We start from the raw sequence: 24,321 nt of genomic DNA, 5'->3' as shown, positions 1-24,321 counted from the left end.
TCGTGACATCGGCAAGGCGCCCGCCTCACCTTTTCGTGTCCGCGATCAGTTGTGGCCTTCGATGATATCCCGCTCCGTCGGCACCAGGATCTCACGCTTGCCGGCGTGGTTCGCCGGACCGATGATGCCCTCCTGCTCCATGCGCTCGATCAGCGATGCGGCGCGGTTGTAGCCGATGCCCAGTCGCCGCTGGACGTAGGACGTCGAGGCCTTGCCGTCGCGGAGAACGATGGCGACCGCCTGATCGTAGGGATCGTCCGAATCGGCGAGGTTGGACGTACCGGACGGACCGCCACCCTGATCGTCATCTTCGTCGTCGGCAGTGATGGCATCGAGGTATTCCGGAGCGCCCTGCGTCTTCAGATAGCCGACGATCTCCTCGACTTCGGTGTCCGAGACGAACGGGCCGTGGACACGCTGGATGCGGCCGCCGCCGGCCATGTAGAGCATGTCGCCCATGCCGAGCAGCTGTTCGGCACCCTGTTCTCCGAGAATGGTGCGACTGTCGATCTTCGACGTCACCTGGAAGGAGATGCGGGTCGGGAAGTTCGCCTTGATCGTACCGGTGATGACGTCGACCGACGGACGCTGCGTCGCCATGACGACGTGAATGCCGGCGGCACGCGCCATCTGCGCCAGACGCTGCACCGCGCCTTCGATATCCTTGCCGGCGACCATCATCAGGTCGGCCATTTCGTCGATGATAACCACGATATAGGGCATGGGCTGCAGGTCGAACTCTTCCGTCTCATAGATCGCCTCGCCCGTTTCGCGATCGAAGCCGGTCTGCACGGTGCGGGTAATCTGCTCGCCCTTGGCCAGCGCCTGCTCGACGCGGCTGTTGAAGCCATCGATATTGCGCACGCCGATCTTGGACATCTTCTTGTAGCGGTCTTCCATCTCCCGCACGGTCCATTTCAGCGCGACGACCGCCTTCTTCGGATCGGTAACCACCGGCGACAGCAGATGCGGAATGCCGTCATAGACGGAGAGTTCCAGCATCTTCGGGTCGATCATGATCAACCGGCACTGTTCCGGCGACATGCGGTAGAGCAGCGACAGGATCATGGTGTTGATGGCAACGGACTTGCCGGAGCCGGTGGTACCGGCAACGAGCAGGTGCGGCATCTTTGCGAGGTCGGCGATGACACTTTCGCCGCCGATCGTCTTGCCGAGCGCCATGGCGAGCTTCGCCTTGCTGCTTTCGAAATCGCGGCTGGCGATCAGTTCACGCAGATACACCGTTTCGCGCTTCTGGTTCGGCAGTTCGATGCCGATCGCATTGCGGCCCGGAACGACGGCGACACGGGCCGAGATCGCGCTCATCGAGCGGGCAATGTCGTCGGCGAGGCCGATGACGCGCGACGACTTGATGCCGGGCGCCGGCTCCAGTTCATAGAGCGTGACGACGGGGCCGGGGCGAACGTGGATGATCTCGCCCTTGACGCCGAAGTCTTCCAGCACGCCTTCCAGCATGCGGGCATTCTGTTCCAGCGCTTCGGGAGAAAGCGTCACATCGCGCGCTATGCTCTTCGGCTCGGCCAGAAGATGGACGCTCGGCAGCTGGAAGCCGTCCGCATCGATGAAGGAACGCTGTGCCTCGCGCACCAGGCGGTTGCCGGGCTTCGGTGCGGCGGCAGGCGCAACAACACGGGCAACGGAGGGAGCGGCGGCGGCAGGTGTCGCCGGAGCAACGCGGGCGGGCGAAGGCGCCGGCTGGGACTGGATGCGCGGCGCCACCCGCTGCGGCTCCACATCGAACGGCGGATCGTCGTCATACTCGTCCTCGTCATCGACCGAGATCGACGGCGCGGACACCACCTGGCGTGCTGCTGGGACATATCCAGCGTCGAGTTCCGGTTCGCGGCGGTCGAAGCCGCCGCGCACTTCGGGCTCGACGACCGGCGGCGCGTTCAGCGTCGCGAATTCCTCGTCGTTGAAGTCGTAGGGCTCACCCGGATCGAAGGTGGAGCCGCCGCGGCGGAACTTCATGCCAAGGCGGCGGGAGAACCAGGCGCGGACGGTGTAGGCATAGTGGGCGAGCGCTCCGAGCGCCAGAAGACCCGTTCCTTCGCGGTCGTCGTCTTCATCCTCGTCGTCGTCGAGGCTGCTCTGGGCGATGGTCCGTGCCTGCGGCTTGGCGCTCGGCATTTCGACACGCTCTTCGCGGACCGGGGCTTCCTTGCCGACGAAGCCGGCGGCAAAGGCATAGAGCCACAGGGCCGGTACCGCAAAGATGGTGGCGAGCACCATGGCGAAGGTGCCGGTCGGATAGCTTCCAACGAACAAGGCAGGGAAACGCAGGATCATGTCGCCGAGGAAGCCGCCGGTTCCGTTGGGAATGGGCCAGGTGACCGGCGCCGGGAAGCAGCCGACGACTGCGGCAACCAGAATGGAGCCGACAATCCAGGCGATGACGCGAGCCGGAACGCGATTGACCGGACGGCCGGCGATCAGCGCCAGCGACCAGGAGAGTACCGGCAGCAGGGCGAAGACGCTGGCAAGGCCGAGGGACTGCATGACCAGATCGGCGAACACCGCACCCATGGAACCGAGAATATTCGTCGGCCGGTTATCAGTCGCATAGGACAGGCTTGGATCGTCCACGTTCCATGTCGCCAGCGCGGCGACCGCCAGTGCCAGCGCGATGAAGATGCCGAGCCCGGCAAAGGTCTTCACCTGCCGCAGGGCGAACCCGGAGAGGGAAAACCGATCCGCGCGACTGTCCATTGCTGCCGAAGTGCTTCTGCCCATACCTACAATCCACTTTTACTCAAAAACGGTCGGGTGGGGGCGAGCATGCCTATGGCGGTCCGCATGGTTGCGGCGGCGACGGCACGATCTCGAGACCCCAGCCCGGATTCCGGGATATGATAGGGACCGTAAACCACGGCGGTTAATGCGACATTAACCATGCATGCGAGGCGAGCCGGAGGGCAAAAAAAGACCCGGACCTTTATTAGAGGCCCGGGCAAGGAAGCTCCGGGTGAACCGGAACCGCTTATTGCAGATGTGCAGACGGCGCGGCCAAGGCCGCGCCGTCCAGGCATTAGGAGTGATAGGCTGCTTCGCCGTGCGACGAGAGGTCGAGACCTTCGCGCTCTGCTTCCGGTGCTACGCGCAGGCCGATTACGATATCGGTGATCTTGAACAGGACGGCAGAGCCGATACCCGTCCACAGGATCGTGACGACGACGCCGAACGCCTGGGAGTAAAGCTGGCCGCCCATGGTGACGCCGTCGGCATAACCAACGCCGCCGAGAGCCGACGAGGTCAGGACGCCGGTTGCAAGCGCACCGAACATGCCGCCAACGCCGTGGACGCCGAAGACGTCTGCGGTGTCGTCATAGCCGAACTTGTTCTTCACAACCGATACGAAGAAGTAGCAGAGCGGAGAAACCAGCGCGCCGAGGACGATCGCACCCATCGGGCCGATGGTGCCGCAAGCCGGGGTGACGGCAACGAGGCCGGCGATCATGCCGGACGCTGCGCCCAGCATCGAAGCCTTGCCGCGGGTCATCTTTTCGACGAGCGACCAGGAGAGCGTTGCGGTTGCCGTGGCGACGAAGGTGTTGACGGCAGCGAGCATCGCACCGCCCGAAGCTTCGAGGTTGGAGCCGGCGTTGAAGCCGAACCAGCCGAACCACAGCATGGCAGCGCCGATGAAGGTCATCGTCAGCGAGTGCGGAGCCATCATGTCGCGGCCGAGGCCTTCGCGCTTGCCGATCATCAGGGCGCCGATCAGACCGGCAACGCCGGCGTTGATGTGAACGACCGTACCGCCGGCGAAGTCGAGAGCGCCGACGTTGAAGATCAGGCCCGAGCCGTCCCAGACCATGTGGGCGACCGGGAAGTATACGAAGGTGACCCACAGGGCGCAGAACAGAACGGCAGCGCCGAACTTAATGCGCTCAGCAAAGGCGCCGAGGATCAGGGCCGGGGTGATGGCTGCGAAGGTCATCTGGAACAGCATGAAGATGTATTCCGGAATGACCGCGTCCGAGAAGGTCGCAGACGTCGTCTCCGGCGTCACGCCGGCGAGGAACATCTTGGCGGTGCCGCCCCAGAAGGCGCTGGTGCCGCCGCCGAAAGCGAACGAATAGCCGTAGAGAACCCAGATGATCATGACCGTGCAGGCGACGACCGTGCACTGCATGAGCATGGACAGCATGTTCTTGGTGCGCAGCAGGCCGCCATAGAACAGGGCGAGGCCCGGAATGATCATGAACAGCACGAGCAGGGTGCTGAGGAACATGAAGGCGGTGTCGCCCTTGTCCGGAACGGGAGCGGCGGCTGCGGCATCCTGGGCAACGGCTACGACGGGCGCAAGAAGGGCGGCGGAAGCAAGGCTTACACGGCCGAGAATGGAAGAAATTTTGGAAAACGACATAGTGAGAAAACCCCCTTGTGGCCGTAACTTATAGCGCTTCGGAATCGGTTTCGCCGGTGCGGATCCGGACAGCCTGATCCAGCGTGTAGACGAAGATCTTGCCGTCGCCGATCTGGCCGGTCTTGGCAGAGGAGCCGATGGCTTCGATGGCCTTTTCGACCATGTCCGAGGAAACGGCGACTTCGATTTTCAACTTGGGCAGAAAGCTGACGGCATATTCGGTGCCGCGGTAGATTTCGGTATGCCCCTTCTGGCGGCCGTATCCCTTAACTTCGGTAACGGTCAGGCCCTGAATGCCGACAGCCGTGAGAGCTTCACGCACTTCGTCGAGCTTGAACGGCTTGATAATGGCCATAATGATTTTCATCTGACATCCCATCCTTTTCTTGCATCGCAATTGCGGTGCAGTCTGATCCAGCCGCGCAATCACATCTGCAGCCAGCCGGATATATCCATACAAGCGGCGTGCCAGTTTTCGCTCCAGTGGCCTCAGGACGGAAAAAAGATTCGATTTGCGCCTCGGGAGGGCCGGAGAATCGGGGTTCTGTCGATAAGGAAAGCTTAAGAGAATATGAATTCGAACAATCCGCCAGGCGCGACCAAAGTTGCCTTATCGATAGGCAGCATCATGCAGATGTCGTAAATTTGCCATGTTATTGCCTGCGAATTAGGCAGATTGATTATTCGCTGCGCATGACGACGCCTTCGGCGCCTTTCATAGCGCCATGGCGTGGCCGACATATGCCGACCGCATCTCGAAAGACGGCAAAATGGCTGCAGCGTCGCTCGTCAGGCCTGTGCCCTGCGGCGAATGAGACCTTCCTGGGCGACGGAAGCGATCAGAGTTCCGTCGCGGCTATAGAGACTGCCCCGCGTCATGCCGCGGGCGCCGAAGGCCGAAGGACTGTCTTCGACATAGAGAAGCCAGTCGTCGAGTGTGCACGGGCGGTGAAACCACATGGCATGATCGAGGCTCGCGGCCTGCACGGACGGATCGAAGACCGAAACGCCGTAGGGAAACAGCGACGTATCGAGCAGCGTCATGTCGGAAAGATAGGCGAGCACCGCCGCCTGGAAATGCCGCTTGTTCGGCACCGGTCCGGTGGCCCGGACCCAGACATCCTGGAAAGGCGACAGCTTCTCCTTGGAAATGTAGTGCTTGAGCGACACCGGCCTCAGTTCGATCGGCCGTTCGCGCGCCCAGTAGCGCCGCACCGGCTCCGGCGCCTGATCGAGATAGAGTTCCTTGAACTGCTGTTCGGCGATGAGGTCTTCCGGCTGCGTGACCTGGGGCATGTGGAACTGGTGATCGAATCCCGGCTCATCGATGTGGAACGAGGCCGACATGGAGAAGATCGGCTTGCCGTGCTGGACCGCCAGCACCCGGCGGTTGACGAAGCTTGCGCCGTCGAGCGGCCGCTCCACCTGGTAGACTATCGGCACCGACGGATCGCCGGGGCGCATGAAATAGGCGTGCAGCGAGTGAACGAACCGGTTGTCCGGCACCGTGCGCTGCGCCGCCATCAGCGCCTGGCCGATCACTTGGCCGCCGAACACCCTTTGCCAGCCGACCTGGGGGCTGCTGCCGCGAAACAGGTTTTCCTCGAGCTTTTCGAGATCCAGCGTCGCGATCAGGGTTTCCATCGCCGTGGGTTTCTCGTCATCTCGCGACATTTTGGATCGTCTCCATGCAATAGGAACTTCTACGGGTTTCATCTATATAAGACAGCAACGCATTCTCAAGAGGAGCAGACCGATGCTGGATATCGTGATCGCAGGTGGTGGCTATGTAGGGCTTTCCGTTGCTGTGGCAATCAAGCAGGCGGCCCCCAACCTCGCGATCAAGGTCATCGAGGCGGCGCCGCCCGGCGTCTGGCAGAAGGAAGAGCGCGCCTCGGCCATCATCGCCGCGGCATCGCACATGCTGGAAGTGTTCGGCGTCTGGGGCGATATCGAGCCGGAAGCCCAGCCGATCGAGAAGATGATCGTCACCGATTCGAAGACCGGCGATCCGGTGCGCCCGGTATTTCTCACCTTTGACGGCGACGTCGAGAAGGGTCGCCCGTTCGCACACATGATCCCCAACAAGGTGATGGTCGGCGCGCTGCTGAAAGCCTGCGAGCGGCTGGACATTTCCGTCATCTACGGCACCACCGTCGCCTCGTTCCAGAACGGCGATGCCGACATCACGGTTCAGTTGAGCGATGGGCAGGAGCTCAAAAGTCGGCTTCTGGTCGCCTGCGACGGCGCCCGTTCGAAGCTCCGGGACATGGCCGGTATCAAGATCGTGCGCTGGGATTACGGCCAGTCCGGCATCGTCACCACGGTCGAGCACGAGCGTCCGCACAATGGATGCGCGGAGGAGCATTTCCTGCCCGCCGGCCCCTTCGCCATCCTGCCGCTGAAGAACAACCGCTCCTCATTGGTCTGGACCGAGCGGACGGATGACGCCAACCGGCTGGTGGCGTCGGATGATTTCCTTTTCGAAGAAGAACTGGAGCGCCGCTTCGGCCACAAGCTCGGCGCGCTCAAGGTCGTCGGCGACAAGAAGGCCTTTCCTCTTGGACTGACGCTCGCCCGTTCGTTCATCGCACCGCGTCTGGCACTTGCCGGCGACGCCGCTCATGGCATCCATCCGATTTCCGGCCAGGGCCTGAATCTCGGCTTCAAGGACGTCGCAGCGCTGGCGGAAACCGTTGTCGAAGCCTCGAGGCTGGGTCTCGATATTGGCTCGGTTAACGTGCTGGAGCGCTATCAGACGTGGCGCCGTTTCGACACGTTCCGCATGGGAGTTACCACCGACGTCCTGAACCGCCTGTTCTCCAACGACATAGCCCCGGTGCGCATCGCCCGCGACTTCGGTCTCGGACTGGTCGAACGCATGCCTATGGTCAAAAACTATTTGATCGGCCAGGCCGCCGGCGTCAACGAGAAGGGCAATCCCCGCCTCCTGGTCGGCGAGCCCATCTGAGGTCGCTAGTCCTCGATCGTCCGGGCTTCCGATACCAGCATGATCGGAATGCCATCGCGGACAGGATAGGCAAGTCTCGCCTTTTCGGAAATCAGCTCGTTGGCCTGGCGGTCGAACGTCAGCCTGCCCTTGGTCAGCGGGCAGACCAGAAGCTCCAGCATTTTCGGATCGACGTTGGAAAGCTTGTCGGCCATGTCGATCCTATTGAAGCAGGGGATCGCCGCCGCCGCATGTGCGGGCGAGCAGGATTTCGGTGATGGCGATCAGGGTTTCGGCCCGCGTCTTCAGGTCCGGCGCTTCCAGAAGCGCCTGCTTTTCCGCCGGGCCGAACGGCGACATCATCGACAGGGAATTGACGAGGCTGCGATTGCTCGCATGCGAGATGCTGTCCCAATCCGCATCAAGCTTGTTGGCGTCGAGATAGGCGCGGAAGGCAGCCAGCAGCCCCTTGCGGTCGACCAGCTTGTCCTCGTCATCCGACATCGAAAGGTCCGAAACGAACGGCATGCAGTGGACGCGCCGGTAAGGCCGGCCGCCCTGGATTTCATCCATCACCCGAAAGCGGCAGATGCCGGTCAGCGATACGATGTAGCGCCCGTCGCCCGTCTCCGCAAACGATGTGATGCGGCCGAGGCAACCGACCGAACAGAGGTCCGGCTTGTCGCTGTTCTTGTCCTTGATCTCTTCGCCGCAAAGCGCCGGCTGGACCATGCCGATCAGCCGGGAGCCGGCGAGCGCATCGTCGAACATCGACAGATAGCGCGGCTCGAAGATGTTGAGCGGCATCTGCCCCATCGGCAATAGCAATGCGCCGGAAAGGGGGAAGACCGGAACCGTCTCGGGAAGGTCTTCGCGCTTTATATACCGTGCGTTGCCCGCATGCATTGCATGACGTCCTGTACTGTTCCTCGTGTGATCTCGACGCTGTTGTCGTTGCAGCGTGTCACTGCAAAGATGGCCCTTGCCGATGAAAAAACAAGGGCCGCCGGATCAGGCCCGTTCGCCCATTGTCAGGAGAACAGCATCGTCGAAAGCTTGCGCCGGGCGGCGATGGTCGCCGGATCCTTGATGCCCCAGGCATCGAAGAATTCCAGGAGCTGGCGGCGCGCGGCGTCATCGCCGAAGGTGCGGTCCTTGCGCATGATCAGCAGCAGGTGATCGGCTGCCTCGTCGCGATTGCCCTGCACATTCAGGATCTTGGCAAGCTTCATGCGCGATTCGTGGTCGTCTGGATCGAGCGCCAGCTTGTGCTCGAGTTCCGCCGGATTGCCGAGCTTACGCGCTTCTTCGAACTGTTCGAGCTTCTTGATCACCGACTGGATGTCCGCATCGGCCTTAAGCTCGTCGCCGATCTGGTCAAGCAGCTCCCTGGCGCGCTCCTGCTGCCCGGAGGCAATCATGCAGCGAGCAATGCCGGCAATCGCCTTGGCATTCTCCGGATCGGCCTGCATGACGGCGCCATAGAGCTGGCCGGCCGAGTTGAAGTCGCCATCCGCGAGAAGCTGGTCGGCCTCTTCCAGCACGCCGGCGATCTCGGCAGCCTGATCGGCGCCCTCCGGTCCGGCGATCTTGTCGATAAACTGGCGGACCTGGCTTTCCGGAACGGCACCCATAAAGCCATCCACCGGCCGACCGTCGACGAAGGCAATCACGGCCGGGATGGACTGCACGCCGAGCTGCCCGGGAATGGCGGGGTGGTCGTCAATGTTGAGCTTGACGAGCTTGACCCGGCCGCCGGCTTCGGCGACGACCTTCTCGATGACCGGCGCCAGCTGCTTGCATGGGCCGCACCAGGGCGCCCAGAAGTCGACCAGAACCGGCTGGTTGCGCGATTCCTCGACGACGTCCTTCATGAAGCCGGCCGTCGTCGTGTCCTTGACGTGACCGCCCGCCGGCGCCGTGCCGCTGTTGACCTGTCCGCGCATCACGCCATTGCCGTACCCGCCATAGGGATTGTCGAAGCCGCTCATTGGAATCTCCCGTACCGACCCATCTGGGCCGCTTTAAACTTGGCCTTTAGATGTTGATCTCGCCGGTCACTTTCAAGACGAGCGGCTCGTGTCCCGTCGCCCGCATGAAGGCCATGAGGTCATCGCGCCCTATCGACGTCGTGGCATCGTTCGAAAGCGGATGGCAGTTGATGATATCATGCTCCATCAACTCTTCATCGAGAATGAAGGTGACATTCTTGCCCTCGTCGTTGATCGCACCAAAGGCCGTGACCGAACCCGGCACCACGCCGAGATATTCCATCAGCTTTTCCGGCTTGCCGAACGACACGCGGCTCGAGGCGCCGATCACCTTGTGCACGGCCTTCAGGTCGACAACTGCATTCTCTTCTACCGTCAGAAGGAAATACTGATCCTTCTTGTCCTTGACGAACAGGTTCTTGGTGTGGCCGCCGGGGATCTCGTCGCGCAGCGAGACGGACTCGGACACGGTGAACACCGGCTCGTGCGTCTTGGTCGAATGTTTTATCCCCAGATCGTCGAGGAAGCGGAAAAGGTCGTTGGCTGTTTTCGGCATGCGTTCGTTCATTCGCTCTTGGTTCGCGCCGGTCTTCCGGCTCGTCGTTCTCTGATACGAGCCCCGCCGGTATTTGGCAATCGCACTTTGCGGCAAACCCCAAAACCCCTGCCGCTCAACGGCTCACGCCGACCGCAGAAAATTTCTTCGCCAATTTGTCTTTTCCCTGTTGCATTTGGAAATTGGTTGAGCCATATAGCGCCCGTCGCCGCAAGCGACACACCTCGCAGCCAACGACTTACCCCGGCTGCGAACGATGAGCGGGTGTAGCTCAGGGGTAGAGCACAACCTTGCCAAGGTTGGGGTCGAGGGTTCGAATCCCTTCGCCCGCTCCAGTTTCTCCAAAAAATCGAGACTGATAGACGAGTGCGTTAGCGCGCATATATCGTCGTTTTGGCACGCCTTATCCATACGTCGCATGCCGACGCACAGATTTTGCGCGGCCCTCTGACGGCCGCGCTCCAATTCAATTTCTCAGCGTTTGTCCTTGTCCGAAGCAAACCCCCATTCTCCCGCACCGAGGGCCGGAGCGGCCTTGTCGAGCGCCATCGGGCTGCGTGAGAGCTGGATGGGCGTCCTGAGGCCCGGCAGGCCTTCGGATTCGATCTTCAGGCCGCGGGCGGCGATCTGCTTGTCGCCAAGCGCTTCGGCGACCGTGTTGATCGGCCCGCCGGGTACGCCGGACGCCTCCAGCGCAGCGATCAGATCCTCCTTGGTGCGGGCCGACGTCTTTTCCGAGATCATGGCGGCAAGCGCCACACGGTTTTCCACGCGCGCCGGATTGGTCGCATAGGCGGGGTCGGCGGCGAGGCCGTCGAGCCCCAGCATCTTGCACAGCGCGGCAAACTGCCGGTCATTGCCGCAGGCGATGATCAGATGGCCGTCCGAGGTCGGGAACACCTGATATGGCACGATGTTGGGATGCGCGTTGCCCATGCGGTGCGGTATCTTGCCGGCGGCAAGGAAGTTCATCGCCTGATTGGCGAGAACGGCCACACCGACGTCGAGCAACGACAGGTCGACGTGCTGCCCGAGGCCGGAGCGCTCGCGCTCGGCCAGGGCCGCCTGAATGCCGATCACGCCGTAAAGCCCGGTGAAGATGTCGATCCAGGCGACGCCCACCTTCTGCGGCTCGCCGGAGGGCTCGCCGGTCAGGTCCATGATTCCGCACATGCCCTGGATGAGGAAATCGTAGCCGGCCGTCGCGGCGCGTGGCCCGTCCTGGCCGAAGCCGGTGACGGAGGCATAGACGAGACGCGGATTGAGCTTCGACACGGCCTCGTAGTCCAGCCCGAACTTCTTCAAGCCGCCGACCTTGAAATTCTCAATCAGCACGTCGGCATCGGCGATCAGCGCCTTGACCCGGGCGAGATCGTCCGGATTGGCGAAATCGCAGGTGACGGAGGACTTGCCGCGATTGGCGGCATGGAAATAGGCGGCGACCTTTTCCGTGCCGCCCTTGCCGTCCGGCCGTTCGATGAAGGGCGGCCCCCAGGTGCGGGTGTCGTCGCCCTCGGGGCTTTCCACCTTAATGACCTCGGCACCGAGGTCGGCGAGCGTCTGGCCCGTCCAGGGACCGGCCAGAATGCGGGCAAGCTCGACGACCTTAAGGCCCGCAAGCGGCGCTGCACGCGTCTCCGTCATCAGAAGAATGCCTGGATGCCGGTCTGGGCGCGGCCGAGGATCAGCGCATGAACGTCGTGCGTACCCTCATAGGTGTTGACCGTCTCCAGGTTCTGCGCGTGGCGCATGACGTGGTACTCGATCTGGATGCCGTTGCCGCCATGCATGTCGCGGGCCTGGCGGGCGATATCGAGCGCCTTGCCGCAATTGTTGCGCTTGACGATCGAGATCATCTCCGGCGCGAAGCGGCCCTCGTCCATCAGCCGCCCGACCCGCAGCGATCCCTGAAGACCGAGCGCGATTTCCGTCTGCATGTCGGCGAGCTTCTTCTGGAAGAGCTGCGTGCCGGCCAGCGGCTTGCCGAACTGGTGCCGGTCGAGGCCGTACTGGCGGGCGCGCAGCCAGCAATCCTCGGCAGCGCCCATGACGCCCCAGGAAATGCCATAGCGGGCCCGGTTGAGGCAGCCGAACGGGCCACCCAGACCTTCGATATTCGGCAGCATCGCCTCCTCGCCCACCTCGACATTGTCGAGCACGATCTCGCCGGTGATCGAGGCGCGCAGCGACAGCTTGCCGCCGATCTTCGGGGCCGAAAGACCCTTCATGCCCTTTTCCAGCACGAAGCCGCGGATCTTGCCGCCATGCGCTTCCGACTTCGCCCAGACGACGAAGACGTCGGCGATCGGGGCATTGGAAATCCACATCTTCGAGCCGATCAGGCGGTAGCCGCCGTCGGTCTTGATGGCGCGGGTCTTCATGCCGCCCGGATCGGAGCCGGCGTTGGGTTCGGTCAGGCCGAAGCAGCCGATGAACTCGCCGGACGCGAGCTTCGGCAGGTACCTCTTGCGCTGTTCTTCCGAGCCGTAGGCATATATCGGATACATGACCAGCGAGGACTGCACGCTCATCATCGAGCGATAACCGCTATCGATCCGCTCGACCTCGCGCGCCACCAGGCCATAAGACACGTAGGAGGCGCCCGCCCCGCCATATTCATCCGGAACGGTGACGCCGAGCAGGCCGGCTTCGCCCATTTCGCGAAAGATCTCCGGATCTGTCGTCTCGTTGAGATAGGCGTCCTCGACACGCGGCAGAAGCCTGTCAGCGGCAAAGCCGGCGGCGGCATCGCGGATCATCCGCTCCTCGTCCGTCAGCTGGTCGTCGAGGAGAAAAGGATCCTCCCAGGCAAACGATTCACCTTTGTGAGAATGGGCGGAATGGGTGGCCATCGGCATTGTCCTTCCAATAATTGCGATCATCAGCTTAGCGGCTCGGATGATGATGTACATAGCCATCGGAGCGGCGAAGCAACAACGCTGATTTGTCGTTGGATGATGCATGCCATGCATAGGCTGGAGATCGCCGAGCCAACCGTGATCGCGAAGTTTCACATTGGCGTGAGGCGACCAAAAACACGATATTTCTGCTCATATTTTCTGCTATCGACCGCCGCAGGACACGGTTTCGTCCAACTAAGCCACAGTCACATTGATGAGGATTTCATGAGCAGTTCGAATTTTTCCGCCGCACTCACCGCAAGGTCGCCCCTCGTCCTGTCGATCCTGAGGATCGTCACGGGCCTGACCTTCATGGAGCACGGCACGCAAAAGCTTTTCAATTTCCCGGCATCGGAACGCGGCGCCGTGGAGCTTTTCTCCTTTTTCGGCTTTGCCGGCACGCTGGAACTGGTGTTCGGTGCCGCCATCATTCTCGGCCTTTTCACCCGCTTCTCCGCCTTCATCCTCTCCGGCATGATGGCGGTCGCCTATTTCATGGCCCATTTTCCAAACAGCTTCTTCCCCGCCAACAATGGCGGCGATGCGGCCATCCTGTTCTGCTTCATCTTCCTCTATTTCGTCTTTGCAGGCGGCGGTTCTCTGAGCCTCGACCGCAAGCTCTTCAATCGCAGTTGATGCAAAAGGAAACGCCGCAGCCAGGTTTTGGCTACGGCGTTCTCCGTTTTGGAAGGCTAGAACCGCTTTCTATTCCAGCGCCCGGCCCTGATCGAGATACCACTCCACGAAGGCCTTCACGCCCTCTTCGACCGTGGTCGACGGCGTGTAACCCGTCAGCGCCTGCAGAAGATCGGGCGCGGCGAACGTCCGCGGCACGTCGCCCTTCTGCATTGGCAGCATCTTGCGGATCGCCGGCTGTCCCATCGCCTTCTCGATCGTTTCCACGAATTCCATCAGCCCGACCGGCTGGCCGCCGCCGAGATTGACGACCCGGAACGGTGCCTGATGCGACAGCGTATCGCTCACGCCCGGCTTGGTAACGCGGTTCGCCTCGGCCGGCGCCACGGCGGAAAGCCGCACGATCGCCTCGACCAGATCTTCGATATAGGTGAAGTCGCGGCTCATCTTGCCTTCGCCGTAAATCTCGATCGGCTGGCCGTCGAGCATCGCCTTGGCAAACTTGAAGAGCGCCATGTCGGGCCGCCCCCAGGGGCCGTAGACCGTGAAGAAACGGAATGCCGTGATCGGGAACTTGTAGAGATGGGCGTAGCTGTGCGCCATCAGCTCCGTCGCCTTCTTGGTGGCGGCATAGAAGGTCAGGGGCTCGTCCGTCTTGTCGCTCTCGCGGAAGGGCACCTCCGGATTGGCGCCGTAGACGGAAGAGGTCGACGCCAGCATCAGATGGCCGATCTGCAGCTCCTTGGCGAGCTCCAGAATGTTCCAGGTGCCGACCAGGTTGGAATCGAGATAGGCCTTCGGATTTTCGAGGCTGTAGCGCACCCCGGCCTGGGCGGCGAGATGGATCATCACATCCGGCTTGGCCGCCATCACCGCTTCGCGCAGGAAGCCGTTGTCCTCGAGCATGCCAATCCGACCGGTGAAGGAGGGGAACTGGGCAAGCGCGGCGTTGCGCGCTTCCTTGAGCTTGAGATTGTAGTACTGCGTCATCCCGTCGATGCCGAACACCTCGTGGCCGTCCTCCAGCAGGCGCCGCGCGAGATGAAAGCCGATGAACCCGGCCGTACCGGTGATGAAATAACGCATGCCCGATTCCTCGTTCGCTCGAAAGCCCCTGTGCTGCAGGGCGTGAGCGCGGTCTAGCGCATTGCGGCACGGATGAAAACCCGCACGCACGGACGGCGGCGCGATGTCGCGCAGAAGGAGGCGGGATTATTCGGAGACGATCTTTACGCGTTCGCCCGGAGACAGGACCTTGCCGGACGGGAAGCCGTTGATCAGCTTGAAGAGTTCGAGCTTGCGCTCGGTACCCATCATGCGGGCAGCGAGACTGCCGATCGTATCGCCCGGTGCGACGGTCACGACGCGGATGCGCAGCGGCTTCAGGCTGTCGACTTCCGCAGGCGTCATGCGGCGGAAGCTCGACCGCACCGTGTCGGCAACCTGCTGCAGCCGGGTGTCGCCCTTCGGCACGGCAGTCAGGATGCGATAGATCTGCTTGCCGTCGCGGATGACGGTAACGTCGAAGTCCCACTTGTCGGCGGATGCCTTGGCGTTGGCCGCTTCCAGACCGTTGATCCTCAGCGTCGTGATGCTGGCGGGGTCGAGACCAGCGACCCAGCCGCTGGAAATGTAGTTCGACAGGCTCTGGCGGCGGTTGTCCGTCACGCCGTCGAAGCGGATTGCCACATCGCCGGGGCCGGTGGACAGCACCGCCTCGACCTTGTTGTCGATATGGAAACCTTCCGGCACGGTGAAGCGGATGCCGAGCTTTCCATGCATGAAGGTCTGGCCGCGGACATATCCCTCCTGCGGGCTGTCGCCGAACAGCAGTCCGTCGATACCGTCGAGATAATAGCCTTGGCCGACATCGCCGACGCTGCCCTCCGGGCCGAAGGCGCGGGCATGGCGGCGCGCGAGCTCGATGCGCTGCGGGGCGCTCGGATGGCTCGACAGGAAGTCGAGGCTCGGATCGGAATCCGGATCGCTCGACTGGAAGCGGGCATAGGCTTCCATCGCATTGAGGAAGCGGGCGGCGGCATAGGGATCGTATCCGGCTTCGCCGAGCGTGCGAACGCCGATGAGGTCGGCCTGCAGCTCCTGGTTTCGCGAGAAGGCGGCGAGACGCAGCTTGCCGCGGGCAAGCGCCTGCTTGCCGGCGAGATCGCTGGAGAGCACCTCGGCGACGACCTTGCTGGCGATCACCTCGGCCTCTTCGCGCTTCTGCCGCTCGATGCCGTGATTGGCGGTCACATGCGCCATTTCATGGGCGAGCACCGCGGCCACCTCCGACGCATCGTCGGCAAGCGCCAGCAGGCCGCGGGTGACATAAAGATACCCGCCAGGCAGCGCAAAGGCGTTGATCGCCGGCGAATCCAGAATGGTGATCCGGTAAGACTGCTGCGGGTTCTCGGAAACGGCGGTCAGCGATCCGGCGATGCGGGCGACCAGCCGTTCGGTCTTCTCGTCCTTGTATTCGCCGCCGTAGCTCGCGACGATGCGGGGATGTTCGCGCGCGCCCATCTGTGCACGCGGGTCATCCTTCTGGACTTCCTCGACGATCTGCGGGCTGGAAGACGGGGAGACGTTGGCTTCGTAGGTCTGGTCGAGAAGCGACTGGCAGCCCGACAGGGCAAGCGTCGCCACGAGCACGGACAACAGGCCCGCACGCTTGCTCTTCGCAAGCGCAGGTTCCATCGCCCGAGCAGCGAAGGTTTTCAACCTCGGCTGACGTTCCCTCGTAAGCAGTTCCGCAGTCTCCCTGTTCACGCCGCGCGACCACGCCTTGGCGAATATCTCAAAACCCGTCAGCCTTTACAGGTCCGATCGCCCTCCCTCTATCCGATTTCCCGGCGATTTGCCTAGGGGATCGCAATCATTCCGCTCAACCGTTGCAAAGCTGCAAGCGTCAGGGATCGGAAGGGCTTGCCATCGGGTGGCGTCCAAATTGTGGCAGCGCAGGTTTCAGCCGCAATTATACCGGTACGGCGGATTTCATGCGACCCAACCGGCCATCAACAATAGGAACGATTGCGTGTGCGATCAGTTCCACCTCCGCACGATCATGACTGATCATCAGCACGGTCTTGCCGGTTTCCGCCTGGAGGTCCTTCAGAAGGTCTGCCATGGCGCGACGCAGGTCCGGATCGAGCGCGGCAAAGGGTTCATCGAGCAGCAGATAGGGTCTGTCACGCACCAGCGCCCGGGCAAATGCCACACGCTGGCGTTCCCCGCCCGACAGCGACCCCGGCCGTCTTTTCTCGAAGCCGGAAAGCCCCACCCGCGCAAGGGCATCGCCGACCCGCGCCCTGTCGGCCGCCGTCAGCCGCATCGACGGGCTGATGCCGAGACCGACATTGGTGAAGAGATCGAGGTGGGCGAACAGGTTGTTGTCCTGGAAGATCAGCGAGACCGGTCGCTCGGCCGGCGCCAGATCGGTGACATCGCGACCACCGAGCCAGATGCGGCCCGCCTGCGGTGTCTCGAAACCGGAGATCAGGTTGAACAGGGTCGATTTGCCGGCACCCGAGGCGCCGGTGACCGCCGTGATCCTGCCGGCGGGAAACACGCCGTCGAACAGGAAGTCACGCTCTCCAAGCCTGAGCCGCACGTCCTCGAGGCGGATATCGTTGCCGTCCGGCCTATCCATCCCGTCTCTCCTTTTCACCACCCTGGCCGACAGTTCCGGCAATCGTCAATGCCAGGCAGACGACGCCGAGCAGCAGCGCCAGCCCATCGGCATCCGCAGTACGATAGCTGCCAAGCCGGCTGAACAGGAGCCAGGGCAGCGTCATGAAGCCATCCGAGCCGAACAGCGCCACCGCGCCGAGATCGCCGAGCGACAGCGCCATCGCGAAGGAAAGCGCCATCAGAAGCGCCCGGCGCAGGAGCGGCCAGTCGACGAGCCAGATTTTCGACAGGCCGGACATGCCGAGGCTGGTGCTGAGCCGCAGGGTGCGCTGGCGGTGAACCTCGACGGCCGGATGGAGAATGCGCACCACGAACGGCAAGGCCATCACCGTGTTGATGAGGAGCACGAGATAGGGCGCCGCCGACGTGGTGACGCCCACCGACCGCAGCACGAGGAACCAGCCGGTGCCGAGAACGACCGGCGGCACGAGGAGGACCAGCGACGAGGAAGATCCGATAGCCGTGGAGAATGCCCTGGCGGCAAGCGGTCCGCCGCCACCGGTCTCCAGCTGCGCGCGCACAAATGCCAGACCGAGGAGCACTGCGATGAGTCCGGAAAAGAAGGCGATCGTCAGGCTGGTCGCCGTTGCCTGCCAAAAGACGGGTTCGCTCAGGAGCCGTAAGAGATCGGCACGAATGCCGGCAGCGGCGACCATGGCCAGCGGCGACAATACGAAAGCGGTCGCGACAGCGATGATCGCACCGTCGACAGCTTTTGCAGCAAGCGGCCGGGCATCCGGCCGGCGGGCGGTTCGACCGGTCGTCGTTCCGTGATCCTCCGGCACCGGCAGGAACGCGATCAACGACAGGAGAATGGCGGTAATGACGATCTGGATGACGGCCAATGAGACGGCGCGGCCGGGATCGAAATCGAAACGCAGCGCCTGATAGATCGCCACCTCCACCGTTGTCGATGCGGGACCGCCGCCGAGCACAAGGACCAGCGTGAAGGAGGTGGCGCAGAGCATGAAGATCAGACCCGCGACACCGGGCAGGTGCCGGCGCATGACCGGCCATTCGACGAAGCGGAAAATATTGGTGGAGCGCATACCGAGCTGCGCCGACAGGAGCCAGTATTCGTTCGGCACGCGATCGAGACCGGCCACCAGATAGCGCACCGCAAGCGGCATGTTGAAGAAGACATGGGCGAGCAGGATACCGGACAGTCCGTAGATGTTCACGGGACTGTCGAGGCCAAGGCCGAGGAGAGCCTTGTTCAGCATCCCCTGCCGGCCCCAGAGACCGAGCAGTCCCAGCGCCCCGATCAGCACGGGCAGCCCCATCGGCACGGCCATCAGCCGCAGCACCCAGACCCGGCCGGGAAAGCGCCGCTGGCGGGCAAGCGCGCGCGCCACGGGAATGGCGAACAGGATGGAGAGAGCCGTCGAGAGGCCGGCCTGCCACAGCGTGAAGACCAGCACGCGCCGGATATACGGATCGCCGAGCGGCGAGATCGACAGGCCCGATCCGCCATAGCTCAGGAGCGATCCGATCGCCACGCCGACGAACAGGCAGAGGCAGGCGAGGCCAATGGCCCCGCCGACAATCGCGCCTCGTCTGTCCCGGCCGGCAATCTGCATCGAAGCGTCAGTTGACGGACATCGCCGTCAGCCACTCGTCGATCCAGGCCTTGCGGTTCTTCTCGACAGTGTCGGGGTCCATCAGGAAGGTTTTGTCCGGATGAACGAGTGTATCGAACGCAGCCGGAAGCGGCGTGGAGGTCGGGGCGGCCGGCATCATCCAGTTGGTTTCCGGAATGATATCCTGGAAGGCCGGGCTGACCATGAAGGTCAGGAACTGGCGGGCGAGGTCCTTGTCGGCTGCGGTCTTGGTCACACCCGCCACCTCGATCTGGATGTAATGGCCTTCGGAGAAGCTTGCCGCCTGGTAGCGGTTCTCGTTTTCGGCGATCATGTGATAGGCGGGAGAGGTCGTGTAGGATAGCACCATCGGCGCCTCGCCCTTGGTGAACAGGCTATAGGCCTCCGACCAGCCCGGCGTCACCGTCAGCACGCGGTCCTTGAGCTTGGCCCATGCCTCCGGCGCCTTGTCGCCATAGATCGACTTCACCCACAGCAAAAGGCCGAGACCCGGCGTCGACGTGCGCGGATCCTCGATGACGATCTTCTGCGACGGATCGCCCTCGACCAGCTCCTTCATGCTCTTCGGCGGCTCGGCCATCGACTTGGTGTCGTAGACGACGGCGAAATGCCCATAGTCATAGGGCACGAAGACGTCGTCGGAGAAGCCGCCCGGGACGGAAACCTTGGAGGTGTCGACCTCGGCGGGCACGAATAGCCCGGTCGATTTCGCCTCGGCGATCAGGTTCGTGTCGAGTCCCAGCACGACGTCGGCCTTGGTGCCCTCGCCCTCCAGCTTCAGACGCGTCAGCAGCGCCACACCGTCCTCGACACCGACGAAGTTGACCGTGCAGCCACAGGTTTTCTCGAAGGCTTCCTTCACCTTCGGTCCCGGTCCCCAGTCGGCGATGAAGCTTTCATAGGTGTAAACGGTCAGCACCTTGTCCGCGGCTGATGCCGGCAGAACAAATGACAGGGCCGCAACGGCCATGGTGAGTGAAAGTGTCAGTCTGCGCATCCCGCGCCTCCTCTGTTTAGCTGGTTGGGATAGCGCGCTGATGAGATGCGTCTAATCCCTCCGCCGGTGTTAGCCGGATCAGGTTCTGCGGGTTGGCTTCAGGCCTCTCAGCGTCGTCCCGCGATTGCGGAAGGTGCACCCCGTTAGATCTGCCGCGAGATTTACTTCGCCCTCGGCTATATGACAAGGACATTCGGCAATTGCCGCCTCTGGTTTCCCTTTCCCTCGCCCCCGGTTTTGCGCTATTGCGCTTGTCCCATGACGCTCTTCACAATTCTTCTCGGCGGCGACCTCGCCGTAACCCCGCGGCTTGAGGCGGCAACGGCCGGCGCGCGCTATATCGCTGCCGACGGCGGGATGCGGCATGCCCAGGCACTGGGCGTCACACCGGAGCTCTGGGTCGGTGACTTCGATTCGTCCACCGACAGCCTGAAAAACGATTGGCCGGACGTCGAACGTCTCGACTTTCCGCCGGCAAAGGCGGCAACCGATGGCGAACTCGCCGTCCAGGTGGCGCTTGAACGCGGTGCGACCTCGCTGATCCTCGCCGGAGCCCTGGGCGGCGAGCGGTCGGATCATGCGCTGATGCATCTTCTGCACGCCTGCCACCTGGCCGAGACCGGTCTCGACGTGCGGCTGACCTCCGGGACCGAGGAAGCCTATCCGCTGTTGCCCGGAGAACGCGATCTCGATCTGCCAGGCGGTAGCCTCTTCTCCGTGCTCGGCCTGTCGGCGCTCACCGGGCTGACGCTGGCCAATGTCCGCTACCCCTTGCAAACTTTCGACCTTGCGTTCGGTTCCACGCGAACCATATCCAACGTCGCGGAAGGCCCGATTCGCCTTTCGCTGCAATCGGGCCGCGGCATTCTCCTTGCCCGCCCCTATGACATGACAGGAGCCTGACCTTTGGCGCCCCCCATTCTCAAACTCGACGACATTCACTTGAGCTTCGGCGGCGCGCCGCTTCTCGACGGCGCCGGCCTGCAGGTCGAGCCCGGCGAGCGCATCTGCCTCGTCGGCCGCAACGGCTCGGGCAAGTCTACGCTCTTGAAGATCGCCGCCGGCCTTGCCGAGGCGCAGTCGGGCGAGGTCTTCCGCCACCCGTCCGCCACCATCCGCTATCTGGAGCAGTCGCCCGATTTCGGCGAGTTTTCCACCGTGCAGGCCTATGCCGAGGCCGGCCTCGGACCGGGCGACGATCCCTACCGGGTGACCTACCTGCTGTCGCATCTCGGATTGACCGGCGAGGAGCATCCCTCGACGCTATCGGGTGGCGAGGCCCGCCGTGCGGCGCTTGCCCGCGTCATGGCCCCGGAACCCGACATCCTGCTCCTGGACGAACCGACCAACCATCTCGACCTTACCACCATCGAATGGCTGGAAGGCGAGCTGAACGGCAGCCGCAGCGCGCTCGTCGTCATTTCCCACGACCGGCGCTTCCTGGAAAAGGTCTCCAACGCAACGGTCTGGCTCGACCGCGGCACCTCGCGCCGCCTCGACCGCGGCTTCGCCTTCTTCGAGGAATGGCGCGACAAGGTGCTGGAAGAAGAAGAGATCGAACAGCACAAGCTCGGCCGCGCCATCGAGCGCGAGGAACACTGGCTGCGCTATGGCGTGACCGCAAGGCGCAAGCGCAACGTCCGCCGCCTGGGCGAACTGCACGCCATGCGCGCCGAATATCGCTCGCATAAAGGCCCTCAGGGCACGGTGCAGGCCACGGCAGTCGACGCGCGCGAATCCGGCAAGCTGGTGGTCGAAGCCGAAAAGATCACCAAGAGCTTTGGCGAGCGGACCGTCGTCCAGCCGTTTTCGACCCGCATCCATCGCGGCGACCGCATCGGCCTCGTCGGTCCGAACGGCGCCGGCAAGACGACATTGCTGAAGATGCTGACCGGACAGCTCGCGCCCGACAGCGGCACCATCAAGCTCGGCACCAATCTGCAAATCGCCACCCTCGACCAGAAGCGCGAGGATCTGAACCTCGAGGATACGCTGGCGCATTATCTCACCGACGGCCGCGGCGAAAACCTGCTCGTCAACGGCGAGCAGAAGCACGTGACCGGCTACATGAAGGATTTCCTGTTCCAGCCGGAACAGGCGAGAACACCGATCCGCAACCTGTCGGGCGGCGAGCGCGCGCGACTGATGCTCGCCCGCATCCTGGCGCGGCCGTCCAACCTGCTGATCCTCGATGAGCCGACCAACGATCTCGACATCGAGACGCTCGATCTGTTGCAGGAGATCGTTTCCGGTTTTGCCGGCACCGTCATCCTCGTCAGCCACGACCGCGACTTCCTCGACCGGACCGTGACCTCGACCATCGTTCCCGCCAATATCGAGGCGCCGGACGGACGCTGGATCGAATATGCCGGCGGCTATTCCGACATGCTGGCGCAGCGCCGCGGCGCCGAACAGGAGCGGAAGAAGGCGGAAAAGGCAGCCGAAAAGCCGAAGAGCGAGCAACAGGCAAAGCCCGCCGCCGACAAGAGCAAGGGCAAGCTCTCCTACAAGCAGAAGTTCGCGCTGGAAAACCTGCCGAAACAGATGGAGGAGGCCGAAGCCAAGGCCGCCAAGATCGAGGAAAAGATGGCCGATCCCAATCTCTTCACGAAGGATCCCGCCGGCTTCAACAAGCTCGCCGCCGAACTCGAAGCGCTTCGGGGGAAGATCACGGCCATGGAGGAAGAGTGGCTGGAACTGGAAATGCTGCGCGAGGAGATGGAAGGCTGAGCACGAGCTTCCGCCTTTATCTCGCCTACGGGTCGAACATGCTGGCGGCGCGGCTTTCGGCGCGCTGCCCCAGCGCCCGGGTCGTCGGCATCGGCTCGATAGCCGGCTATGCGCTGGATTATTCCAAGCGTGGCCGGGACGGATCGGGCAAGGCGACGATCGTTCCAGCCAGCCCGGAGAAGCGCGTGCATGGCGTGCTGTACCGGCTTCTGGCCGACGAGATTGCGCTGCTGGACGAGTTCGAAGGATACCGCCGCGGCTATGACCGGCTGGACGATGTCCCGGTCGAGCAGGCCGGCGCCGACAGCACGTCTAAGGCCTGTACTTATATCGCCGAGGATGATGCCCGCGACGGCGAGTTGCAGCCCTTCGACTGGTACCGCGCACTCGTCGTCGCCGGCGCGATCGAAAACGGCCTGCCCTTTCCGTATGTCGAAGGCACACTGGCCGTCACAGCCGTCGCGGACCTCAACGAACGGAGACAGACACAGATCGAAGCGCTCCGCCTGTTGAAGGACGGCGGCCATTCCCGCTTTCTGGAACCGCTCTCGGCAACGCACTTCGCCGCAGCGCACCTGCGCGGTTAGATCGTCCCCGACCAAATTTGGCGGCTATCCATCGCCGGCCCGAGGGGCTAAGCATCGGATCATGTCGACCAATATCATCATGATCCTCACCGCGACGATCGCCGCGCTTGTCCTCTTCCGACCGGCACTGCTTGCCTCGCCCACATGGCGGGCCACGGTCACGCCGCTGGCGTCGATCATCGGATCGGGCTTCCTCGTGGCGGGCCCCGTTCTCGCCCATGTGGCCGGCAACTGGGCCTGGGCGGCCATGCTGTTCCTCTGCGTCGCCGCCTACATGTTCGGCGCGGCGATCCGCTACAACATCGCGCATGTGGAAGAGATGATCGAGCAGGGCGAAAAGGGGCCGCTCCTGTTCCTCGAGCGCGCCTCCGACCTCGCGCTCGCCTTCGCCTATTTCATTTCGGTCTGCTACTACATCAACCTCTTCGCGTCCTTCGCCCTGAAGGCCGACGGCATCGTCGATCAATGGACGGGCCGGATCATCGCGACCGTCGTCATCGCCGCACTCGGGCTGATCGGCACGCTGCGCGGTCTGCGGGCGCTCGAACATGTCGAGGTCGCCGCCGTCGCCACCAAGCTGGCGCTGATCGCCGGCCTGATCACCGCGCTTGCCTACGCTGCATTCCTTGCCTTCAACGGTGGCACGTTTCATCTGGCGGAGATCAACCACGACACCGGCGGCGAAGAGCTGAGCGTCCTTCTCGGCCTGATCATCCTCGTCCAAGGCTTCGAGACCTCCCGCTATCTCGGCAACACCTATGACCGCCGGACGCGCATCCGTACGATGATCTACGCCCAGGCGATCGCCACGGCGATCTATCTCGCCTTCATCCTGCTCGTCACGCCGCTCTTTCCACGGGACCTGCCGGCCGTCGGCGGCGAGACGCAGATCATCGACATGATTGCGTCGCTCGGCAGCGCGGCAGCGCCGCTGGTGATCCTGACGGCGCTCGCCTCGCAACTTTCAGCCGCCATGGCCGATTTGAACGGCGCCGCCGGGCTTGTCAGCGGTGCGACACGCGGACGCATTCCTGTCCGCGGCGGCTATTTCGCGACCGCGCTGGTGGCCATTGCCGTCACATGGTCGGCCGACATTTTCGAGATCATTGCCTATGCTTCGAAGGCCTTCGTCCTCTACTACGGAATCCAGTGCGTTCAGGCACTTTTGGCAACATTCGAAGTAAAGAAGCGCGATATATTGCCGCAGAGAATTGTGTTCATCGCGGGAATAGCACTTGCCGTCCTTGTGCTTGTTTTCGGCACGCCTGCCGCTGCTTAAGGCTTTTCTGACAT

At 63.0% G+C, this 24,321-nt stretch carries 21 protein-coding genes, 1 tRNA gene and 1 riboswitch; of the genes, 7 read left to right on the top strand and 15 right to left on the bottom strand.

What is annotated here, in order from left to right; genetic code table 11:
* Window positions 1–45: 45 nt before the first annotated feature.
* The 4 genes from NN662_RS01025 to tesB form a co-directional block, all read right to left on the bottom strand.
* On the bottom strand, window positions 46–2,754 hold the full coding sequence (locus NN662_RS01025) for an FtsK/SpoIIIE family DNA translocase (protein WP_261928457.1): 2,709 nt from the start codon (window positions 2,752–2,754) through the stop codon (window positions 46–48).
* A gap of 295 nt (window positions 2,755–3,049) precedes the next feature.
* Entirely contained in the window at window positions 3,050–4,390 is a 1,341-nt protein-coding gene (locus tag NN662_RS01020; RefSeq protein ID WP_261928456.1) for an ammonium transporter, read from the bottom strand.
* 28 nt (window positions 4,391–4,418) lie between these two features.
* A complete protein-coding gene (locus NN662_RS01015) occupies window positions 4,419–4,769 on the bottom strand; it encodes a P-II family nitrogen regulator (RefSeq protein ID WP_315972606.1) in 351 nt (116 codons plus the stop codon).
* A gap of 410 nt (window positions 4,770–5,179) precedes the next feature.
* Window positions 5,180–6,064, bottom strand: coding sequence for an acyl-CoA thioesterase II (gene tesB / locus NN662_RS01010; protein WP_261928454.1), 885 nt, complete (start codon window positions 6,062–6,064; stop codon window positions 5,180–5,182).
* A gap of 82 nt (window positions 6,065–6,146) precedes the next feature.
* Between tesB and NN662_RS01005 the strand changes: the two genes are divergently transcribed.
* Window positions 6,147–7,361, top strand: a complete 1,215-nt coding sequence (locus tag NN662_RS01005) for a ubiquinone biosynthesis hydroxylase (protein WP_261928453.1) — start codon at window positions 6,147–6,149, stop codon at window positions 7,359–7,361.
* A gap of 5 nt (window positions 7,362–7,366) precedes the next feature.
* Here the strand turns inward: NN662_RS01005 and NN662_RS01000 are convergent, their stop codons facing one another.
* From NN662_RS01000 to NN662_RS00985, 4 genes are all read right to left on the bottom strand, one after another.
* Window positions 7,367–7,555 carry a Trm112 family protein gene (locus NN662_RS01000; RefSeq protein ID WP_261928452.1) on the bottom strand — a complete coding sequence of 63 codons (189 nt, stop codon included), beginning with the start codon at window positions 7,553–7,555 and terminating at the stop codon, window positions 7,367–7,369.
* A gap of 7 nt (window positions 7,556–7,562) precedes the next feature.
* Complete coding sequence (locus tag NN662_RS00995) at window positions 7,563–8,246, bottom strand: LON peptidase substrate-binding domain-containing protein (RefSeq protein ID WP_261928451.1); 684 nt, start codon at window positions 8,244–8,246, stop codon at window positions 7,563–7,565.
* A 125-nt stretch (window positions 8,247–8,371) separates the two neighbouring features.
* Window positions 8,372–9,331 (bottom strand): thioredoxin, encoded by a 960-nt coding sequence (trxA, locus tag NN662_RS00990; protein WP_410010893.1) that lies wholly within the window; start codon window positions 9,329–9,331, stop codon window positions 8,372–8,374.
* A 46-nt stretch (window positions 9,332–9,377) separates the two neighbouring features.
* A complete protein-coding gene (locus tag NN662_RS00985) occupies window positions 9,378–9,899 on the bottom strand; it encodes a prolyl-tRNA synthetase associated domain-containing protein (RefSeq protein WP_261928450.1) in 522 nt (173 codons plus the stop codon).
* Between the two features lie 248 nt (window positions 9,900–10,147).
* Between NN662_RS00985 and NN662_RS00980 the strand changes: the two genes are divergently transcribed.
* A tRNA-Gly gene (locus NN662_RS00980) sits at window positions 10,148–10,222 on the top strand.
* A gap of 139 nt (window positions 10,223–10,361) precedes the next feature.
* Here NN662_RS00980 and NN662_RS00975 read toward each other — a convergent pair.
* Window positions 10,362–11,531, bottom strand: a complete 1,170-nt coding sequence (locus NN662_RS00975; protein WP_261928449.1) for a CaiB/BaiF CoA transferase family protein — start codon at window positions 11,529–11,531, stop codon at window positions 10,362–10,364.
* On the bottom strand, window positions 11,531–12,739 hold the full coding sequence (locus NN662_RS00970; protein WP_410010892.1) for an acyl-CoA dehydrogenase: 1,209 nt from the start codon (window positions 12,737–12,739) through the stop codon (window positions 11,531–11,533). Before NN662_RS00970 ends, NN662_RS00975 begins: the two co-directional genes overlap by 1 nt.
* 273 nt (window positions 12,740–13,012) lie before the next feature.
* On the opposite strand from NN662_RS00970, the gene NN662_RS00965 reads away from it, so the two are divergent.
* Window positions 13,013–13,423 (top strand): DoxX family protein, encoded by a 411-nt coding sequence (locus NN662_RS00965; protein ID WP_261928447.1) that lies wholly within the window; start codon window positions 13,013–13,015, stop codon window positions 13,421–13,423.
* A gap of 69 nt (window positions 13,424–13,492) precedes the next feature.
* On the opposite strand, the gene NN662_RS00960 is transcribed toward NN662_RS00965, so the two are convergent.
* The 5 genes from NN662_RS00960 to thiB all read right to left on the bottom strand — a co-directional run bounded on the left by NN662_RS00960 (window position 13,493) and on the right by thiB (window position 19,711).
* A complete protein-coding gene (locus tag NN662_RS00960; RefSeq protein WP_261928446.1) occupies window positions 13,493–14,509 on the bottom strand; it encodes an NAD-dependent epimerase/dehydratase family protein in 1,017 nt (338 codons plus the stop codon).
* 126 nt (window positions 14,510–14,635) lie between these two features.
* Window positions 14,636–16,120 (bottom strand): M48 family metalloprotease, encoded by a 1,485-nt coding sequence (locus NN662_RS00955; RefSeq protein WP_261928445.1) that lies wholly within the window; start codon window positions 16,118–16,120, stop codon window positions 14,636–14,638.
* A gap of 277 nt (window positions 16,121–16,397) precedes the next feature.
* Window positions 16,398–17,072 (bottom strand): ATP-binding cassette domain-containing protein, encoded by a 675-nt coding sequence (locus NN662_RS00950; RefSeq protein ID WP_261928444.1) that lies wholly within the window; start codon window positions 17,070–17,072, stop codon window positions 16,398–16,400.
* A complete protein-coding gene (gene thiP / locus NN662_RS00945; protein ID WP_261928443.1) occupies window positions 17,065–18,693 on the bottom strand; it encodes a thiamine/thiamine pyrophosphate ABC transporter permease in 1,629 nt (542 codons plus the stop codon). The genes NN662_RS00950 and thiP overlap by 8 nt, the downstream gene beginning before the upstream one ends.
* A gap of 7 nt (window positions 18,694–18,700) precedes the next feature.
* Window positions 18,701–19,711, bottom strand: a complete 1,011-nt coding sequence (thiB, locus tag NN662_RS00940; RefSeq protein WP_410010891.1) for a thiamine ABC transporter substrate binding subunit — start codon at window positions 19,709–19,711, stop codon at window positions 18,701–18,703.
* 38 nt (window positions 19,712–19,749) lie between these two features.
* Window positions 19,750–19,864: riboswitch (TPP riboswitch) on the bottom strand.
* 105 nt (window positions 19,865–19,969) lie between these two features.
* On the opposite strand from thiB, the gene NN662_RS00935 reads away from it, so the two are divergent.
* From NN662_RS00935 to NN662_RS00920, 4 genes are all read left to right on the top strand, one after another.
* Entirely contained in the window at window positions 19,970–20,614 is a 645-nt protein-coding gene (locus NN662_RS00935; protein WP_261928442.1) for a thiamine diphosphokinase, read from the top strand.
* Between the two features lie 3 nt (window positions 20,615–20,617).
* The gene (locus NN662_RS00930; RefSeq protein ID WP_261928441.1) at window positions 20,618–22,441 is read left to right on the top strand and encodes an ATP-binding cassette domain-containing protein; all 1,824 of its coding nucleotides are present in this window, start codon (window positions 20,618–20,620) and stop codon (window positions 22,439–22,441) included.
* Window positions 22,399–23,028, top strand: a complete 630-nt coding sequence (locus NN662_RS00925) for a gamma-glutamylcyclotransferase family protein (protein WP_261928440.1) — start codon at window positions 22,399–22,401, stop codon at window positions 23,026–23,028. The genes NN662_RS00930 and NN662_RS00925 overlap by 43 nt, the downstream gene beginning before the upstream one ends.
* 61 nt (window positions 23,029–23,089) lie before the next feature.
* Complete coding sequence (locus tag NN662_RS00920) at window positions 23,090–24,307, top strand: hypothetical protein (RefSeq protein WP_261928439.1); 1,218 nt, start codon at window positions 23,090–23,092, stop codon at window positions 24,305–24,307.
* Window positions 24,308–24,321: the final 14 nt, after the last annotated feature.

Origin of the sequence: Rhizobium sp. NRK18 (assembly GCF_024385575.1) — a bacterium.
Lineage (GTDB): Bacteria > Pseudomonadota > Alphaproteobacteria > Rhizobiales > Rhizobiaceae > JANFMV01.
This window is presented reverse-complemented; position numbering and strand designations above follow the sequence as displayed.

Excerpts from the sequence above, each read along its gene's own strand:
- NN662_RS00975 (WP_261928449.1), bottom strand. The coding sequence starts at position 11,531 with ATGACGGAGACGCGTGCAGCGCCGCTTGCGGGCCTTAAGGTCGTCGAG.
- NN662_RS00920 (WP_261928439.1), top strand. The coding sequence starts at position 23,090 with ATGTCGACCAATATCATCATGATCCTCACCGCGACGATCGCCGCGCTT.
- NN662_RS01015 (WP_315972606.1), bottom strand. The coding sequence starts at position 4,769 with ATGGGATGTCAGATGAAAATCATTATGGCCATTATCAAGCCGTTCAAG.
- tesB (WP_261928454.1), bottom strand. The coding sequence starts at position 6,064 with ATGTCGCGAGATGACGAGAAACCCACGGCGATGGAAACCCTGATCGCG.
- NN662_RS00995 (WP_261928451.1), bottom strand. The coding sequence starts at position 8,246 with ATGCATGCGGGCAACGCACGGTATATAAAGCGCGAAGACCTTCCCGAG.
- NN662_RS01025 (WP_261928457.1), bottom strand. The coding sequence starts at position 2,754 with ATGGGCAGAAGCACTTCGGCAGCAATGGACAGTCGCGCGGATCGGTTT.
- NN662_RS00960 (WP_261928446.1), bottom strand. The coding sequence starts at position 14,509 with ATGCGTTATTTCATCACCGGTACGGCCGGGTTCATCGGCTTTCATCTC.
- NN662_RS00985 (WP_261928450.1), bottom strand. The coding sequence starts at position 9,899 with ATGAACGAACGCATGCCGAAAACAGCCAACGACCTTTTCCGCTTCCTC.
- NN662_RS00970 (WP_410010892.1), bottom strand. The coding sequence starts at position 12,739 with ATGGCCACCCATTCCGCCCATTCTCACAAAGGTGAATCGTTTGCCTGG.
- thiB (WP_410010891.1), bottom strand. The coding sequence starts at position 19,711 with ATGCGCAGACTGACACTTTCACTCACCATGGCCGTTGCGGCCCTGTCA.
- NN662_RS00935 (WP_261928442.1), top strand. The coding sequence starts at position 19,970 with ATGACGCTCTTCACAATTCTTCTCGGCGGCGACCTCGCCGTAACCCCG.
- NN662_RS00950 (WP_261928444.1), bottom strand. The coding sequence starts at position 17,072 with ATGGATAGGCCGGACGGCAACGATATCCGCCTCGAGGACGTGCGGCTC.
- NN662_RS01005 (WP_261928453.1), top strand. The coding sequence starts at position 6,147 with ATGCTGGATATCGTGATCGCAGGTGGTGGCTATGTAGGGCTTTCCGTT.
- NN662_RS00955 (WP_261928445.1), bottom strand. The coding sequence starts at position 16,120 with ATGGAACCTGCGCTTGCGAAGAGCAAGCGTGCGGGCCTGTTGTCCGTG.
- thiP (WP_261928443.1), bottom strand. The coding sequence starts at position 18,693 with ATGCAGATTGCCGGCCGGGACAGACGAGGCGCGATTGTCGGCGGGGCC.
- NN662_RS01000 (WP_261928452.1), bottom strand. The coding sequence starts at position 7,555 with ATGGCCGACAAGCTTTCCAACGTCGATCCGAAAATGCTGGAGCTTCTG.
- NN662_RS01020 (WP_261928456.1), bottom strand. The coding sequence starts at position 4,390 with ATGTCGTTTTCCAAAATTTCTTCCATTCTCGGCCGTGTAAGCCTTGCT.
- trxA (WP_410010893.1), bottom strand. The coding sequence starts at position 9,331 with ATGAGCGGCTTCGACAATCCCTATGGCGGGTACGGCAATGGCGTGATG.
- NN662_RS00965 (WP_261928447.1), top strand. The coding sequence starts at position 13,013 with ATGAGCAGTTCGAATTTTTCCGCCGCACTCACCGCAAGGTCGCCCCTC.